This is a genomic window from Clostridioides sp. ES-S-0048-02 (assembly GCF_020658495.1).
Taxonomy (GTDB): domain Bacteria; phylum Bacillota; class Clostridia; order Peptostreptococcales; family Peptostreptococcaceae; genus Clostridioides.
The window spans coordinates 45,222-62,555 of record NZ_JACVWH010000017.1; the positions used below are offsets into that span (position 1 = coordinate 45,222).

Annotated in this window: 17 protein-coding genes; 2 read left to right on the forward strand and 15 right to left on the reverse strand. The window is 25.0% G+C overall.

Annotated elements, in window-relative coordinates:
* Positions 1-106: 106 nt before the first annotated feature.
* From yaaA to IC173_RS16640, 14 genes are all read right to left on the reverse strand, one after another.
* Positions 107-850 (reverse strand): peroxide stress protein YaaA, encoded by a 744-nt coding sequence (yaaA, locus tag IC173_RS16575; protein ID WP_227436050.1) that lies wholly within the window; start codon positions 848-850, stop codon positions 107-109.
* A 15-nt stretch (positions 851-865) separates the two neighbouring features.
* Entirely contained in the window at positions 866-1,324 is a 459-nt protein-coding gene (gene bcp, locus IC173_RS16580) for a thioredoxin-dependent thiol peroxidase (RefSeq protein WP_227823865.1), read from the reverse strand.
* Between the two features lie 257 nt (positions 1,325-1,581).
* Positions 1,582-3,279, reverse strand: a complete 1,698-nt coding sequence (ade, locus tag IC173_RS16585) for an adenine deaminase (protein ID WP_227823864.1) — start codon at positions 3,277-3,279, stop codon at positions 1,582-1,584.
* Between the two features lie 294 nt (positions 3,280-3,573).
* Positions 3,574-4,728, reverse strand: coding sequence for a putative manganese transporter (locus IC173_RS16590; protein ID WP_227483118.1), 1,155 nt, complete (start codon positions 4,726-4,728; stop codon positions 3,574-3,576).
* Between the two features lie 270 nt (positions 4,729-4,998).
* The gene (locus tag IC173_RS16595) at positions 4,999-5,838 is read right to left on the reverse strand and encodes a 4-hydroxy-3-methylbut-2-enyl diphosphate reductase (protein WP_227436045.1); all 840 of its coding nucleotides are present in this window, start codon (positions 5,836-5,838) and stop codon (positions 4,999-5,001) included.
* A 12-nt stretch (positions 5,839-5,850) separates the two neighbouring features.
* Positions 5,851-6,447, reverse strand: a complete 597-nt coding sequence (locus IC173_RS16600) for a lysophospholipid acyltransferase family protein (RefSeq protein ID WP_227436043.1) — start codon at positions 6,445-6,447, stop codon at positions 5,851-5,853.
* Positions 6,448-6,498: 51 nt separating this feature from the next.
* Positions 6,499-7,149 carry a (d)CMP kinase gene (gene cmk, locus IC173_RS16605; protein ID WP_227483119.1) on the reverse strand — a complete coding sequence of 217 codons (651 nt, stop codon included), beginning with the start codon at positions 7,147-7,149 and terminating at the stop codon, positions 6,499-6,501.
* Positions 7,150-7,197: 48 nt separating this feature from the next.
* On the reverse strand, positions 7,198-8,451 hold the full coding sequence (locus tag IC173_RS16610; RefSeq protein ID WP_227436030.1) for an NAD(P)/FAD-dependent oxidoreductase: 1,254 nt from the start codon (positions 8,449-8,451) through the stop codon (positions 7,198-7,200).
* Between the two features lie 24 nt (positions 8,452-8,475).
* A complete protein-coding gene (locus IC173_RS16615) occupies positions 8,476-9,117 on the reverse strand; it encodes a histidine phosphatase family protein (RefSeq protein ID WP_227436028.1) in 642 nt (213 codons plus the stop codon).
* Between the two features lie 205 nt (positions 9,118-9,322).
* Positions 9,323-9,742 (reverse strand): DUF1653 domain-containing protein, encoded by a 420-nt coding sequence (locus IC173_RS16620; RefSeq protein ID WP_227483122.1) that lies wholly within the window; start codon positions 9,740-9,742, stop codon positions 9,323-9,325.
* 383 nt (positions 9,743-10,125) lie between these two features.
* Positions 10,126-10,467, reverse strand: a complete 342-nt coding sequence (locus IC173_RS16625) for a LytTR family transcriptional regulator DNA-binding domain-containing protein (protein WP_227436024.1) — start codon at positions 10,465-10,467, stop codon at positions 10,126-10,128.
* A 457-nt stretch (positions 10,468-10,924) separates the two neighbouring features.
* Positions 10,925-11,182 carry a hypothetical protein gene (locus tag IC173_RS16630; protein WP_227855883.1) on the reverse strand — a complete coding sequence of 86 codons (258 nt, stop codon included), beginning with the start codon at positions 11,180-11,182 and terminating at the stop codon, positions 10,925-10,927.
* Positions 11,183-11,596: 414 nt separating this feature from the next.
* Complete coding sequence (locus IC173_RS16635) at positions 11,597-12,265, reverse strand: histidine kinase (protein WP_227855884.1); 669 nt, start codon at positions 12,263-12,265, stop codon at positions 11,597-11,599.
* A 457-nt stretch (positions 12,266-12,722) separates the two neighbouring features.
* Positions 12,723-13,100 carry a BlaI/MecI/CopY family transcriptional regulator gene (locus tag IC173_RS16640; RefSeq protein ID WP_227436021.1) on the reverse strand — a complete coding sequence of 126 codons (378 nt, stop codon included), beginning with the start codon at positions 13,098-13,100 and terminating at the stop codon, positions 12,723-12,725.
* Between the two features lie 650 nt (positions 13,101-13,750).
* Here IC173_RS16640 and IC173_RS16645 point away from each other — a divergent pair.
* The gene (locus tag IC173_RS16645) at positions 13,751-14,224 is read left to right on the forward strand and encodes a DUF2798 domain-containing protein (RefSeq protein WP_227436019.1); all 474 of its coding nucleotides are present in this window, start codon (positions 13,751-13,753) and stop codon (positions 14,222-14,224) included.
* Between the two features lie 414 nt (positions 14,225-14,638).
* On the opposite strand, the gene IC173_RS16650 is transcribed toward IC173_RS16645, so the two are convergent.
* Positions 14,639-15,850 (reverse strand): pyridoxal-dependent decarboxylase, encoded by a 1,212-nt coding sequence (locus IC173_RS16650; protein ID WP_227483125.1) that lies wholly within the window; start codon positions 15,848-15,850, stop codon positions 14,639-14,641.
* Between the two features lie 677 nt (positions 15,851-16,527).
* Here IC173_RS16650 and IC173_RS16655 point away from each other — a divergent pair.
* Entirely contained in the window at positions 16,528-17,130 is a 603-nt protein-coding gene (locus IC173_RS16655) for a flavodoxin family protein (RefSeq protein WP_227483126.1), read from the forward strand.
* Positions 17,131-17,334: the final 204 nt, after the last annotated feature.

Here is a 17,334-nt window from a genome sequence, read left to right on the forward strand (position 1 = left end):
TTTTGATTTAAGAATAATTATATTTTAAAATCCAATTCAATTCAATACTCAGTAATTATATTTTACCTAAATTTAACAATTCAATTTAAAGTCTATATAAAAATATCTACTCTTTTACAAACACATACTCCTTATTATTAGATAAATCTTCTCGATATTTATACCCTCCTAAGTTAAACTTTTTTAAGTCGTTAATATCTTCTATTTTATTTTTAACAATATATTTTACCATCATTCCTCTAGCTTTCTTTGCTTGTGTAGATTCGACTTTTAACATATTATTTTTATTTATTTTAAAATTACATGTTACATATGTATGATTGTCATCAATAAATTTTTCCACAGTTTTGCTGTATTCACTTGATGCAAGATTGACAATAGCTGTATTTTCTTTGTTTAATTCGTTATATATACTGTCTCCCCAATATTCATATAAATTTTTAAATTCTCTTATCTGTAACTTTGTCTGCATTTCTAATCTGTATTCATATATACTATCATAGGGTTTTACGACCCCATACAATCCACTTATGATTCTAATACAACTATTTGCAAATTCCTCATCTTGCTTTGTAAAATTCTCTGCTTCTATATTTTTATATTGTATTCCAGCATAAGTTAAGATTGCAGGAGTACCTAAACTGTCAAATTTAAAATTATCAAATCTACTCTTGTTTAATATAGCTAATTTTTCGTTGATTTTCATTTTACTTTTGAAATCCTCTACACTAAAGGTTTTTATATTCTTTGATATTTCTTTTGCTTTATCTATGAAACAGGGCAAGCTTAAATCTCTATCAAATTCTTGTACATTCTTCATATTTTTAGCTGGTGATAACATTATAATCATAAATTTCTACTACTCCTATTTTTCCAAATATTCAAGAATCTCTTGTGCATTTGTATCTGGTTTTGCTTTTTCAAAAACTTTTTCAATAATTCCACTTTCATCTACAATATAAGTTGCACGAACAACTCCTAAAGCAGTTTTCCCATACATTTTTTTCTCTTTCCACACATCAAAAGCCTTAATAGTAGTTAAATCTGGGTCAGAAAGTAAAATAAAAGGAAGCTCATGCTTTTCTGCAAATTTTTGATGTGATTTAATACTATCTTTACTTATCCCAATAACTGGTATATCATTATTTTTAAATCCTTCATATGCGTTCCTAAATGCACATGCCTGACGTGTGCATCCTGGTGTATTATCTTTAGGATAAAAATATATTACCACTTTTTTCCCCTTAAAATCAGACATACTGACTTTATTTCCATCTTTATCTTCTAATGTAAATTCTGGTGCTTTTGTACCTATACTTAACATAAATATCTCTCCTTTTGTTTTTAATCAATAATTTATACTATATTTATATTACTACCCTATATTTCTATATATAAATAAAATATTTTACTTTTTATATAGAAAATTTCATGAATATGTAAATCTTATATACTGAAAATTTCAAGCTTTATTTGATTAGAACATTTAAACTGGAATTTATGTTAAGTAATTAAAATAAGCAGGATTTAATTTATGTATTAAATCCTGCCTATTTATTTTTATTCTTCTAATACTCTAATCTATATAAATTTAAATTCTTCTACATCAAACAGACCTAAATCAGTAAGTCTTATTTTTGGAATAACAGGAAGAGCCATAAATGAGAGTGTAATAAAAGGGTCTACATACTTTGGAACTCCCATTTTTCTTGCTATTTTTAACATATTATCAGTTGTTTCTTGCACTTCATCTGCTGGAAGAGTACTAATTAATCCAGCTACTTTAAGACTTAAGTGAGCAAGTACTTTTCCATTTGATACAATTACATAGCCACCCTGTATATCTCTCAAGTAATTTACTGCAACTATAATATCATCATCATTATCTCCTGCAACTATGATATTATGTGAATCATGAGCTACAGTAGTTGCTATTGCTCCATTTTTTATGCCAAACCCTTTTAATGGTGCAACTGATATGTTTCCAGTCATTCTGTGTCTCTCAACAACACAAAGCTTTGAATATTCTTCATTTGGATTGAAATATCCATTTTTGTTTGGTATAGATTCAAATAATTTATTTGTCAGAATTTGATATGGTACAATTTCCATTACATAATTTTTTTCATTTGACTTTAATTGTATTTTTTCTCTATCAACGTCTTTAAATTTGACTGTATTAAGTAAATCTTTATCCTTAATTTCATAATTATAATCAGAAAAAACTCCCTCATCTATCAATTTACCATCTTTATAAACACTACCTACCTCCATGTTTTCTAAATTGTTTAAAACAACAATATCCGCTTTATATCCAGCACCTATTGCTCCAATTCTATTTAGACCATATGCTCTTGCTGAATTGTAAGTTGCAATTTTAATAGCTTTAATTGGCTCCATACCCAAATCGATTGCACACTTTATATTCCATCTTATATGACCTTGTTTTTCTATATCATCCAAATGTTTATCATCTGTACAAAACATAAATTCTTCAATTGGTAAGTTGTGTTTCAATAATCCCTTTATTATGGCTTCTAAGTTTTTTGCTGCACTTCCTTCTCTTATAAAAATTTTTAAACCTGCTCTTAATTTTTCATACACTTCATTAAAAGTTATACATTCATGGTCATTTTTTATTCCTGCACATACATATGCTTGAAGTGACTTCCCACTTATATTTGGTGCATGTCCATCTGCAATTTTATCTTTAAAAGCCTCTAATTTATCTAAAATTTCCTCTTCCGCAGATATAACATCATTAAAACACATTACCTCTCCTAATCCTAAGATTCTAGGATTATTTATGTAAGCATCCATATCTTTTGCACTAAAAGTTCCTATTCCATTAGTTTCAAATCTTGTTGCAGGGACAGATGATGGTAGCATAATATATACATTTAAGGGTATTTCTTTTGTTGATTCTAGTAAAAAGTCTATTGCACTTGCTCCTTTTACATTGACTAGTTCATGAGGGTCAGCTATAACAGTTGTTGTACCTGACTTTAGTAATTTTTTTGATAATTCAATTGGCATTACCATTGTAGATTCAATATGCATATGTGCATCAATAAAACCAGGTGATAAGTATTTACCACTACAATCAATCTCTATTTTACCACTATATTCGCCGATTCCAACAATTGTATCATCTACTATTGCTACATCTCCTACTATTAATTCTTCTGTGAATACATTTATAATTGTTCCATTTTTAAGTACAATATCAGCTTTATCTCTTCCACTTGCAACATCACACTTTTTTTTCAAATTGCTCATTTTTACAACTCCTCTTAAATTTTTTATATCAATATACTTGTTGTATCATATATTATAGTTTGATTTATTAATATATATTATATATGAGTTTCAATAAAAAGTATTGATTGAAATTTATTCCATAGCTTATTAAATTAAACAAAAATAACATAAGAAACAATAATATTATTTCTCATGTTATTTATAAATATTTTAATTATATTAAATTTTATTTTTTATATTTTTAATACTTGTTACTATATCCATAGTATAGATTTATGTATTTTTATCATTTATATTAAAATCTACTTTCAATTAACCTAAAAAAGCATAAACTATAATTCCTACGATTATAGCTGGTATAGTAGTAATAATCATAGCCCATAAGGAAGATTTTTTATCCATTGCTAAAAGCGGAAAAAGTGCATCTCCATCTTGAGATATGGAATTAGCTATTACTGCACCAAGTGGTATAGTTCCTTTCAAGTAAAATGACATAAGTACAATTTGTATACCGCACCCTGGAATAAGCCCAAGACCTGCACCTATAAATACACTAATTACACCTGTTGATAAAACTAAATTAACTAAGTATTCATCTCCACCTAAAACCAATATTATCAAATCGTAAATAAGATATGCAATAAAAATCCATGTAATAACAAATGAAATTTCACCTACAGAATGTATAAGCATTTCTCTTAGGGAAATTTTCTTATTTTCTTCCTCTTTTTGATTAGAATTTTTAAATACCTTTTTAAAACACCACATATAAACTATTGAGAATAGTATTCCTATAACTGCTATTGCTTCTTCTAGTGAATGTAATTTTTCAATAATAGGAAGATTTATTCCAGAATGAGCAAGAGACATAAATATAAAACCTATTAATACAATTCCTATATAAATTTTGTACCCTTTACCATGTGTTATTATAAATGCAAGTCTATTTGTATTTCCATGAGATTTAGCTAAATTATCCAAAATTATATCATCATGATTATGCGATTCTTCATTATCTTTATGGTAATTTTTATCTGTATTATGTTTTTCTGATTTTCCATATTTATTTAATTTCAATTTTTCTTCTAACTTAAAATAATCTACTAGTTGTCCTGTTATTACTCCTGTAATTGTACTAACTATAGTCACAAAAAAATACATTTTAATATTTGATGAAATAAGTATAAATGCAGCATCTCCCATACTTGCTATTAAGCTTGCAATGATTGCTCCAAAGCTTAGTTTTCCACTTATATATAATGGCATTATTGCCAAACTCCCACCACAACCTGGTATAGCTCCTATCAAAGCTCCTATTAAAGGTTGATATTTTCTATTTTTTGATATAATATTAGTAAAATTACCACTAGTTTTATAGTTTATATATCCAAATAGCAAAATAAAAAATCCAATCATAGAACCCACATGTAAAAATGCTTCTTCAGAAGCAGATATTAACATTTCCATTAATTTACCTCCTATATTAATTTCGCAATAATTATATTATATTTCATTTATTATTGATAATCAATATCATTATATCTTTTAAATTTCTAATATTAAAAAGTGCATATCTTATATTGTTAATTTCTTGCATATTAAGATACACACTTTCTGATATTAGGTTATCTAGTTGCCATATGTAATTTTATATTATAATATAAAATTACATATAGATATTACAACAAATTTTATATATTATACCGATATTACACATTTTTTCATCGTTTACTATATTTATAAATTTTCAATAAATGTTATTACTTCCTCTATTATCCAATCTGGTGTAGATGCTCCTGCTGTCACTCCTAAAGTTTTATACTTCTTAAGCATATTTACATCCAATTCGTCTTTAGTTTCTATTGCAAAAGTTGGAACTAAATCTTCACAAACTTTTACTAACTTTTGAGTATTAGAGCTGTGTTTTCCACCTATAACTATCATACAATCAACTTCTCCTGCTAATGCTTTAGCTGCTTCTTGTCTAGTTTTTGTGGCTGAACAGATTGTATCATTAAATACTATATTTTCTAGTTTATCAGCTAATTTATTAACTATATTTGAATATAAATCTGGATTTATTGTTGTCTGTGCAACAACACAATATTGTTTTGAATTATCAAATTCCATATTCTCCATTTGCTCTACAGCTTTTATTATTATTGCTGAGTTTTCGCACCATCCATTTATACCTATCACTTCTGGATGTTTCATATCTCCAATAACTATTATTTCATAACCCTTATTATGATACTCACTCACTACTGTATGTATTTTCTTTACAAATGGACATGTAGTATCTACAATTTTAAGTTTTTTATTTTTAGCTTCTTTGTATACTTTCTCAGGAACTCCATGAGATCTTATTATCATATTTTCATAATCTGGTATTATATCGATTTCATCTACAGTTTTAAGACCTTTTTGTTCATATCTTGCTACTGCTTGCTTGTTATGAATAAGAGGTCCTAAAGCATATATTCCAGAATCATTTTTCTCTACTTCATCCCATGCCATTTTCATTGCTCTCTTTACTCCAAAGCAAAATCCTGCATTTTTTGCTATTTTAACATTCACAAAATCCCCCCCTTATTTTGAATATTTAAAGTAATTCTGTTTTATTATTTCTAAAACTTCTTGCGACATTCTTTCATGGTCATCATTACTTAACTTTTCTTTAAAATGTTCTTCAAATGATATTGGCTCTCCAAAGTACACAATTACTTTACTAAAAGGTTTATACTTAGATATTATCGATACTGGTACAACCTTAGATTTACTCTTTATTGTAAATAGAGAAAGACCTGCCTTAGCTTTGCCAAAGTTGTCTCCTTTAATTCTTGTTCCTTCTGGAAATATTCCTAATATATAACCATCTCTAATTGACCTTAAAATAGTTTTTATAGTGGATACATCTGGCTTTTCTCTATTTATAGGCATAACATGCAATTTTTTTAATATAAAACCTAGTGGCTTCACTTTAAATAATTCTTGTTTTGCAATAGCTGCTATCTCTCTATTCTTTATAGCTGCAGCTAAAAATACAGGGTCAAGATTTGATTTATGATTTGAAGCCACCACTATATTTCCTCTGTCTGGTATATTTTCGGCACCTATAACTTCATATTTAAAAAACACTTTAGAAAAACATCTAAAAATATTTATTGCAAATCTATAAAAATTCACGTTTATCTCCCTTCAATACTACATTATATTTTCATTTTAGATACATTAAGCTTAAAAACTTATCTTAGATACAACTTCTTGTACAACCTGATCTATAGTCTTTCCTGTTGTATCTATTTCTAGTGCATCCTCAGCTTTTACTAGTGGTGCAAATTCTCTATTTGAATCAATTTCATCTCTCTTTACTATATCCTCAATTACTTCTTTTAAAGTAGTATTATATCCTTTATTGCAAAGTTCTTTATAACGTCTATTTCCTCTTTCTTCTGGTGTAGCTACTAAAAAGAATTTATAATCTGCATTTGGAAAAACATATGAACCTATATCTCTACCATCTAATATTACTGAACTTTTTGTTCCAATTTTTCGTTGAACTTCAACCATCAACTTTCTTACTTCTTTTATCTTAGCTACATTGGAAACATTATTGCTTACTTCTATTGTCCTTATTTCATTATTTATAATTTTTTGGTCTAAGTATATGTTATTATTTTCAAAATCTATATCTGAATTTTTAGCTATTTTAATAACCTCTTTTTCATTATTAACATCAATATTATTTTTTAAACACTTATAAGTAACAGCTCTATACATAGCACCTGTATCTATATAATTTATATTTAGTTTTTCTGATACTATCTTAGCTATTGTACTTTTACCAGCCCCTGCTGGTCCATCCACAGCTATAATCAAATTACTCATATCTACACCTCTATTTTATTTATATTTAATAATCGACTTATCAAAAACTTATACACTAATCCCTGCAAGATATCCAGTTGAAAATGCTATTTGTAAATTATATCCACCAGTTTCTGCATCTACATCTATCACCTCACCTGTAAAAAATAAATCCTTTATTAACTTAGACTCCATTGTAGAAGAATTAATTTCTTTAACTGAAATACCACCAGAAGTAACCATTCCAGTGTTTATCCCTGTAGTTCCATTACAAGTTAGTTTCATATTTTTTATATACTCAATAATTTTAATCTCATCAGCCTTAGATAAATCATTTGCTTTTTTATCACTTAAAGATAATATAGAAAGAATTTCTTTTAAGAAGTTTTGAGGTAATATCTGTTTAAGATTATTTAAGATATTTTTATTTGGAAATTCTCTAATTATATTAGAAATTTCATTGACATCTAAGTTTGGTAAAAAATCTATATTTAATTCTATCTTATCTTTTTCAATAATCTTGTTGATATAAGAAGAGATTATAAGTACACAAGGACCTGTTATCCCAAAATGTGCAAATAACATGTCTCCTGATTTTGATATTTTCTTTTTCTTAATCTTACAAGATATTTCTACATTTCTCATAGATATTCCTTGCAAAGCTTTAATCCATTTTTCTTCTATTGTAAGTGGCGCTAAAGCAGGATATAGTTTATTTAATGTATGTCCATGATTTTGAAGAACCTTATACATTGAACCATCTGAACCTGTTTTTGAATAACTAACTCCTCCAGTTGATATAATGACTTTATCTCCTAATATCTTATCTCCATTATCTAAAATGACACCTTTTATTGAATAATTTGTTTTATTATTGTTATGGTCATCTTGTTCAGTAATTTCTTCAGTTATAATATCCACAACTTTTTTATTATACATTATCTTTACATTATGATTAATTAAGTCCTTATTTAATAATTCTATTACTTCTATAGATTTATCATTCTTAGTATAGACTTTGTGGTCATTTTCTTCTTCAATCTTATATTCTAAATTTTTACTTTCAAGGTACGATATAAGATTTTTATTTGTAAATGTATAAAAGCTACTGTATAGAAATTTTTTATTGTTCACAACCTTATCAAAAAAATCTTCTATCTCTCTATTGTTGGTAAAGTTACATCTACCTCCACCAGTTGCTCTTAACTTTCTCCCTAACTCTCCATTTCTTTCAATCAATATTACTTCATTATTATTTTTCGAAGCTGACAAGGCTGCCATCATGCCAGATGGACCTCCACCAACCACTATAACTTTACTCATAAACTTCTCCTTATAATTTGATACTTACTCAAGTGCAGAATTATTTATTTTTACATGATTTTTTATATGACTTGTATCATTCATCTTTATTACTACTGGACCATAATCTTTAAACTCTACTATATTTAAAGCAGTATTATCTTGCTTAATTCTGTATATATTTTCCATACCTGACTCTAAGAATGATAGTAACATAACCCTCAATGTAATTGAATGTGTAACAAGAACTATATTTTTATCATTGTATTTTTCATTTAATTCCTTTATAAAAGTATCCACTCTTTCTTTTATAATTTTAAGAGTTTCTCCTTCTGGTATATTTACTAAATGTGGCTCATTTCTCCATGTTGAATATATATCTGAATAGTCTTTTTGAATTTCTTTTATTAAAAGACCTTCCCAAACTCCAAATCCCATTTCTCTAAGTGCTTCAGTTTTTTGTACTTCAATATTGAGCTTATCACCTAAAATTTGAGCTGTTTGCATTGCTCTTCCTAAATCACTACTAAAAATATAATCAATCGAATACTTACCAATGTCTTCAGAAAGTTCTCTTGCTTGTTCTATCCCTTGTGGTGTAAGGTCAGAGTTACCATGACCTTGTGTTTTTCCTAATAAGTTCCAGTCTGTTTGTCCATGTCTTACTATATAAAAAGTATTTCCCATATTTCCTCCTAATGTATCTGTCTATTTTTTATTAAATATAAATTGTCACTTCTCAAACTTTAATTATACCATATAATAGTTTACTATGTTTCTATTTTATAACTTAATCTAATATATCCTTCTTAGCTCATACTATTTATATTTACCACAATTTATTATATAATAACAGGTTTTTTCTCAACTTATAAAAAATAATCATCATATTTTATTTATAAAATTCTTCAAATCTATATTCTTGAATTGGATTAAAATACCTATCTCTATCTACTTTTGATAAAAACATATCTAATGGCCTTGCAAATATCCCTGTATCATCATATAGAGTTTTATATAAAACCAAATTATTATTATCTTTTTCTTTTTTATGATAAAAACTTCCATTCATGTCTATATATATATAAATATTTTCATCTAGTTCAGTATGCTTAACATCTAGCTTATACCTAATTTTGTTTTTAGTTGAACCTTTTTCATTGTATGTTTCACAGATTTTTTCTATATCATTATTATCAATGGCTTTGCTCAATCCCATTGTAGCATAATATTTTCCTTTAAAATGTTTATAAATACAAGGACATTTTAATTTTCTTTCATCAATGTTTAGACTATTTTTTGGTTTATCCATTTTACTATCCTCTCCTATATGTATTTTTTAAAAAATATGCTTTATCTTATTATTTTTTATTTTAAAATAAATTTACAAACTAAGTTATTTAAACTTTTTCAAAATACAGCAATTTTTAATATTCAAATTATATATTATAATTTGTCTAATATTTTTACACATCATATAATATATTTAGTTGTTTATGAATTTAATTTTTATTTATATAAATATATTCTACTTTTCTTATTATGTAGTTATATAAAATCATATAGTTATATAAAACTTATCCTATATTTTATTTATTAAAAGCAATGCTTGTCTTATATTTTATCATAATTTAAAGTTTATTAATAATACAATAAAATAAATAAAGAGGCTGTATAAAATACAGCCTCTCAAAGTTAATATTTATAATCATATAATTTTTCTAACTTCTTTTCTAATTTCTTTTTTCTATCTAAACCTAAAACTCTTATAAAATTATTTCCTACAAAAATACAATTATTGCTGAGATAAAATTCACACTTATCTAAATTTACAATATAACTGTTACTGCATTTGAAAAAATTTTCTTCTTTCAGTAGTTTTCTTACACTAGAAGAATTTTCTCCAATATAATAAGTTCCATTTTCTGTATAAATTTTTGATTCATACTCTTGCTTTTCTATGTACAAAATTTCTTTAATGTTAATTGAAAAACGTTTATCTTCGTATTCAATATTAATAAAACATTCCTCTTTCATTACCATCCCTCCAAGTATTCTTATTAATTTAATTTTAGTGTTTTTTATCAATATAATCTATCGGAAATATATGTAAGATTAGTCTATTTGAGATATTTATAAAGTTATTTTTGATACTGACCTACAGACTCTTTTTTTAACATTAATTTTTAAAGTTAAAATAGCTTATTATAAATAACATCAGTAATTATAAATACATATTTCTTTAATAAAATAACTTTTCAATAAAATTGTGTAAAATTATACATATAAAAGTAAATATTGACTTTTATATGTATAATTTAAAAAATTAAGATTTAATTATGAATTTGTTAAAATAATTTTATACTTCTTAATTATCAATTAAAATCTCAATAGACATATTATAAATATATATGTATATTTATGTATTTCTTTTTTGATATTCTGTTACTCCCTCAAGTTATATCTAAGCAAATTTAATAATATAATCTTTTTACTATAAAAACTTGATAAAAGTGTTCCCATATATTTTACACATACATTTCATTTTTTCAAAAAAACAATGAAGTTCATATTTGTAAATTTTTTTAATTTCTGTTGAAAGAATTCGAACATTTGCTTGTTCTGAACTAGAAGCAAATGGAAAACGTAAAACACCTTGCAGAGTAACTGGAGTCTGTTCAGAGTGTTTTTCACTTGAGTACATGTGTTGCAATATAGTTGTTACACATATGTCTAGATATAAAGAACGCATAAAAGTGATTTTGGTTGGTACATAGCTAGGATGTTAACATTACATTTTCTTATATTTACTAATATCTCTCCTTACAAAATAGGCATTTCTTGAAGTTATTAAAAAGTCTATAAGTAATTTTACAAATGTTACATGGTATAGTTATAGACATAAAAAAACAGTCTATATGTTAAAATAAACTGCTCTATAAACTAAAACTTGATAATTTTTTAAATATTATCAGTTCTTCTACCATACAACTTGAGAATACATTTATGTAATCTTACTTATGTCACTAATACGCTCATTTTAGAAAGTCTTAGCATAATCAACTTTATCTACTTCACCAGATAATTCAATTTTCAATCTTTTAAAACAAATAAGCTATAATATATCAATTAGAAATATATACTAAGCTATTTTTATATGTATTAATTAATTTATTATATTATCTTTTTTCTCTTTAATTTTAAGTATTATACGTATTAATGCAAATATTGAGATATTGGATAATATCAATAGTAAAACTATTGCTAGAAAGACAACTCTTCTTTCAGGAGAAATCTTTATAAGATTAATAATATAATCGTAAAGTATAAAAAATGATAATAAATTTGCTATCATTGGAACACATATATACAATTCTTTTGTACTAATTTTAAAATTAGTACAAGAAATTTTATAAATGTATAATAATATAATTAAAATCAATTTTCCAAAAAAGATAGCTTCATACCTGTATAAATTTCCACTAAGTAAAATATTCATATTATCTAAATTGTTCATTGAAACTACTAATAGCATACTCAATGCATTTATACCTATTAACACCATCCAATAAAAAAACAAAACCACTAAACATTTATATATATTGACCTTATAATTAGACTTATAAAAAATAAAAGTTATAAGAATACATATCCATATTCTATCATTAGCTCCTACATTTATATAAAAAGAACCGATAATAAGAAAAATAGAAAATAAGAAAGATATATTTAGCTTCATTAAATTAGTTTTTACTTTACTTGTATAATCAAAAACTTTCTTGCATGCCCATATCTCTATAATAGAAGAAACAATTGTTATAAACGTGTCTAACATAATAACTCCCCAAAAATAATTAATTTATATCTTCACAATAAAATATACCATTAAAAATACATACTAATTATAACATAAAATGGCACTTAAATTTGATATTATCACTTAATGATTTTAATAATAGTATAAAATCAACTAACGAAATATTAACCACTAAATTGTTAACATTACAATTAGAAACAATTAAGGAAGTTTGATATGATTAAATAAAATAACGGCTTGAATTAAGGAAAAATAATGAATTAAAAAATTATTTTTAAAGCTAAAAGCATGGAGAACTAAAATAGGTGGTATCATTTAACTTGATACCACTTACTTTAATTATTAATAGGTATTTTATTGAATTTACGCCTATTAATCATCAATTTATAAATAGTTGGTAACTTATTAAATAATACCAATATAGATTTTTGTATATATCGATCTATTAAAAACTTAAACATATAAATACATATATTTATTCATCCTTTAAATTTTTAAAATGATTTTCAAATAAATCTAATGCATCTTTGTCAATCACTTCATCTTCATGTAATGCTGAAAGTAAACTTTGTAAAGAATTATCATGTATATTACTTAAAAAATCTTTTGTCTCAACATTCAAATATTCTTTGTGACCAACAACTATCGTATAATGAGTATATCTATCTATTTTTTCTGCATTCAAGAAATGCTTTTTAACAAGTCTTGATAAAAGTGTCAATGTTGTTGTTTGTTTCCATCCATATTTTTGTTCCATAGCTTCAATAGTTTCTTTTGATGTTACTGTATCATTTTTCTCCCAAATAAACTTCATAACTTTTAACTCTGCTTGTGGTATTTTTGAAATTGTCATAGCCTTACGCCCCTCTCAAACTTTTATTAAATTAATACTATCGCAATATAGTTTTTAAGTCAAAGATTTTGTCGATAATAATATTTTCCAATTTTTTCCATAATTTATTTCTTGCTATAATTCTATAACAAATTACATAAGTAATGATTATTCTACATAATAAATTTAAGTACATAAATAAGATATAGATTATCAAAGAAATAAAAATTTAAATTTTCTTATTGATTCATATATTAGAGACCATATATATCATAGACATGTTTATATTTCCTATTTTTGTAGAGAAATGATTTCAAAAAACTAAAAGTGTATTTGTATTTAATTTTTTGGAATATTCTTCTTAAGATTAATTTAGATTTCAATAATATGTCTATTTTTAAGTTAAAGTTTTTTTTAAATCTTTGATTTATTCTATCTTATTTTAGACAATATAAAATAGTAATTTTCATAAACTGTAACTTAATTTATAATAACTATTCTAATTACTTATCCTCTTAAAATCATATCCTATATTTAAATTTAATTTTTCATTATATCAAAATAATTTTCAATTAAATAAAAAAATGAAAAATAAAAAAAATTACTTACACTAAAATTTTTCTTAATGTATAATCCTAATATAAATAAATTAAATTGGGAGGTAAATAAGTATGCCACAAAATAAAAAAGAAAGTTTGATATTCACAGTGCTTATGTGTGCTTTTATGGTATTTTTTATGAGTATCTATAATATCTCTTTACATGAAGGTCTTTCATCAGAAACTGTAAAAAATGCTTGGATGGGGTTTCCGCTAGCCTATGTAGTAGGTATGATTTTTGATTGGTTTATTGTTTCTAAAATTGCTAAAAAAATTGCATTTTGCATTGTAAATCCACAAAGTAAACAAATTGCAAAGGCCATTGTTATATCAAGTTGTATGGTATGTGGGATGGTTATATGTATGTCTTTATTTGGAGCCATTGAATCAGTTGGTTTCTCTAGCACAACCTTATTTGTATGGGCTGTTAATATACTCAACAACTTTATCATTGCATTGCCGTTGCAACTACTAATTGCAGGCCCTTTAGTGAGATTTGTTTTTAGGAGATTATTTCCTGAAGGAACAATTGTAGACTGTTTATAATTCACAAAACTACATAAAACTTTATACTATAAGTATGTTTATCCTAAAGCAAACTACTACACTATACAATAATTTTTAATTTGCTGGCAAAATAAATTTATTACCAAATTTATTTTGCCAGCAAATTTATTCTTAATCGTATTTTAGATTTATGAAATACTATTCAAATTCATTTAATTTATTTACATCTAATTTTTCATCTTTTCTATTTATTAAAACTGAAATTAAAATCTTAAGTTAAATTTTATGTATGTTCTTTATAAATCTTTTTATTTCAAATTTTTGATATTTCTTTTGCTAACATTTTATAAAATTTACATTTATCTCTTTTTTAACCATCAAAGGATATTTCAACTTTTACTTATCAAAAGTCAGTAAATGTAAAGTATTCCAGTTTTAATATATCATAAAAATTTACTCAATCCATCCATCTTTTCTTCTATAGTATTGTTTAGGAAATTCATAGCTTGAAAACATTAATGGAGATAGAGAATATGAGTAACTACCTGCATTATTAATTGAAATCACATCTCCTATAACTGCCTTTTTTAATTTAACATTATTAGCTAACACATCTAATGATGTACAAAGATTTCCAACTATTGTTACATATTCTTCTTCTTCTGAACTACTTAATACTGAAAAATAAAATGCATGATTTGATGTATATAATGGTTCTTGCCCTTCTAATTCTACACCACAAGTTACTTTCTCAATTAAATTAGAAATAATAGGTCTCATAAATCCATTAAGACCATTTCTTACAACAAGATACTTTATCCCTCTTGATACCTTAATATCGACAATTTTAGTATAGTAATTACCGGATGTGCAAACTACAAAACGACCTGATTCAATAAAGAGTCTAGCCTTTAATGTATTTGCATTAGTAGAAACAATCTTTTCAGTTAATATTGAAAGCTTTTTAAGATTAACTGGACTTTCTTTAAGATTGTCATATACTACTCCAATACCACTACCAAAATTTATAAATTCAATATTTATATGTTCACTTTTATTTAAATTTAGTGCTATGAGAAAACATTTTTCATAATAACATCCTAACTTTTCAAAATCTAACACTTGAGATTTAATATGTATATGAATTCCAACCACAGATATATAGTTACAAAGATTTAGTATTTTAAAAACATTATCTATATCTTCTATATCAATACCAAACTTGCTTGATATAGAGCTATCATCATCCATAGTAAAAGCAGGATTTATTCTTATGCCTATTTTAATTTTTTTATTTTGTTTTTCTGATATTTTATTTATAAGTTCTATTTCTGTTATACTATCTGCAATAATTATACACTTATCTAAAACAGCTTCTAGCTCCTCTTCTAGCTTTCCTGGTGCAGAATAGTAAATATTATCTCTATCCACTCCACATTCTTTTGAAATCAATACTTCTTTCATGGATGCTGCATCTGTTCCAAACCCTTGTTTAGCAATGCTTTTTACAATTTTATTATATGGATTTGTTTTGATGGAATATAAAAAATCAAAACCTAAAATACTATTTTTTAACTCCATACACCTTTCGATTATATTAATCTCATCATATATATAACATGGTGCATGTTCTTTTATAAAACTATATTCTTGATTTAAATACATATTTTATACCTCCAAAGTTATAGATGATTTTATTAATTAAGTTCCTATACTGTTTATAATATATTTTACTATAGATTGGTATAGTTAACTATATACATATGCTTAAAGTATGCATTTCAAGTATTTTATATAGTAAACATTCAATAGTAATATTTATAAGTTTTTATGCCATAAATTCATCTATCTAATAAAAAAATATAACTTAAAATTATTATATTGAATATATTTTATATCCAATCTTAATTGTTTTTGCCTAATTTTTTGAATGATTTATTTCAACTTTATTACAGATTAAAAAAGTGTATTGTTGTTAATGTATTCTCGTAGTATCCTAAATTTATATGAAACTTTAAAATTGTGAGGTTATATATGAAATTTTTAATGGTCTTTTTAGCATATTTTTTAATGTATATTTTACTGGTACGTATTGGAAAAAGAATTAATAAGATATATCCATACAAAAATCATATTTTTACATGGATGATTTTAATTTTATTAGCATTCTACATAGTTACTAATATTGCTAGTTTTCTAAAATCACTTCTTTAGGCTGTTGGTTTTAAACTACTAAATGAAATGAAACTCATTTTATAGAATATATATTTAAAAAGTTTTTATAAAATTTAAATATTACTATATCATTAAACATTATTTTAAAATAATATGGAGGTGTTAATATGAAAGTATGTATTCTTATGGGAAGCCCTAAGAAAAATGGTAATACTGCTTCTATTTTAGAACCATTTATAGAAGAACTAGAAAACTATAATGCAAATCTTGAAATGTTATGGTTGTATGATTATCAAATAGAACCTTGTATTGCCTGTAAAAAATGTCAAGAAAATTTATCTTCTTTTGGATGTTGTCGTCAAGATGATGTTCATAAAATTTTCAAAAAGGTTCTTATGTGTGATTTAATTATTCTTGCAACTCCAATTTATTCTTGGTATTGCACTTCTCCAATGAAAGCATTGCTCGATAGATTGGTATATGGTATGAATAAATACTATGGTGATGAAAAAGGACCAGCACTATGGTCAGGAAAATCAGTAGCACTTATTACAACTTGTGGATATAGACCTGAAAAAGGAGCTGATATCTGGGAAGATGGTATAAAGCGTTATTGCAAACATTCACAGTTAAAATATATAGGAATGCTTGTTGAACGTGATTTAGGTAAGCCTAATTTTATGGATACAGAAAAAGAAGAACATTCTCGTCAATTTGCAAAACAAATTTATGATATTTTAGAGAATTCATTTAAAGCAGATAACTGTTAAGTACATAATGCTACATGGAAAGTATTGGTAATATAAATAGAGCTTATAATAATTTTAAAATTATATAAGCTCTATTTGAGACTGTAAATTAATTTGTGCTTTTAAAGATAATTTCTACTTTATAGCAACAATTATTTATTTACTATTAATATTTCCCAATATATGAATTTTATTCTAATAAATTGTAAAAAATATATACTGGGA

Coding starts and splice junctions, on each gene's coding strand:
- yaaA (WP_227436050.1), bottom strand. CDS start 850: ATGATTATAATGTTATCACCAGCTAAAAATATGAAGAATGTACAAGAA.
- bcp (WP_227823865.1), bottom strand. CDS start 1,324: ATGTTAAGTATAGGTACAAAAGCACCAGAATTTACATTAGAAGATAAA.
- ade (WP_227823864.1), bottom strand. CDS start 3,279: ATGAGCAATTTGAAAAAAAAGTGTGATGTTGCAAGTGGAAGAGATAAA.
- IC173_RS16590 (WP_227483118.1), bottom strand. CDS start 4,728: ATGGAAATGTTAATATCTGCTTCTGAAGAAGCATTTTTACATGTGGGT.
- cmk (WP_227483119.1), bottom strand. CDS start 7,149: ATGAGTAATTTGATTATAGCTGTGGATGGACCAGCAGGGGCTGGTAAA.
- IC173_RS16610 (WP_227436030.1), bottom strand. CDS start 8,451: ATGAGTAAAGTTATAGTGGTTGGTGGAGGTCCATCTGGCATGATGGCA.
- IC173_RS16615 (WP_227436028.1), bottom strand. CDS start 9,117: ATGGGAAATACTTTTTATATAGTAAGACATGGACAAACAGACTGGAAC.
- IC173_RS16620 (WP_227483122.1), bottom strand. CDS start 9,742: ATGGATAAACCAAAAAATAGTCTAAACATTGATGAAAGAAAATTAAAA.
- IC173_RS16625 (WP_227436024.1), bottom strand. CDS start 10,467: ATGAAAGAGGAATGTTTTATTAATATTGAATACGAAGATAAACGTTTT.
- IC173_RS16630 (WP_227855883.1), bottom strand. CDS start 11,182: ATGCGTTCTTTATATCTAGACATATGTGTAACAACTATATTGCAACAC.
- IC173_RS16635 (WP_227855884.1), bottom strand. CDS start 12,265: ATGTTAGACACGTTTATAACAATTGTTTCTTCTATTATAGAGATATGG.
- IC173_RS16640 (WP_227436021.1), bottom strand. CDS start 13,100: ATGACAATTTCAAAAATACCACAAGCAGAGTTAAAAGTTATGAAGTTT.
- IC173_RS16645 (WP_227436019.1), top strand. CDS start 13,751: ATGCCACAAAATAAAAAAGAAAGTTTGATATTCACAGTGCTTATGTGT.
- IC173_RS16650 (WP_227483125.1), bottom strand. CDS start 15,850: ATGTATTTAAATCAAGAATATAGTTTTATAAAAGAACATGCACCATGT.
- IC173_RS16655 (WP_227483126.1), top strand. CDS start 16,528: ATGAAAGTATGTATTCTTATGGGAAGCCCTAAGAAAAATGGTAATACT.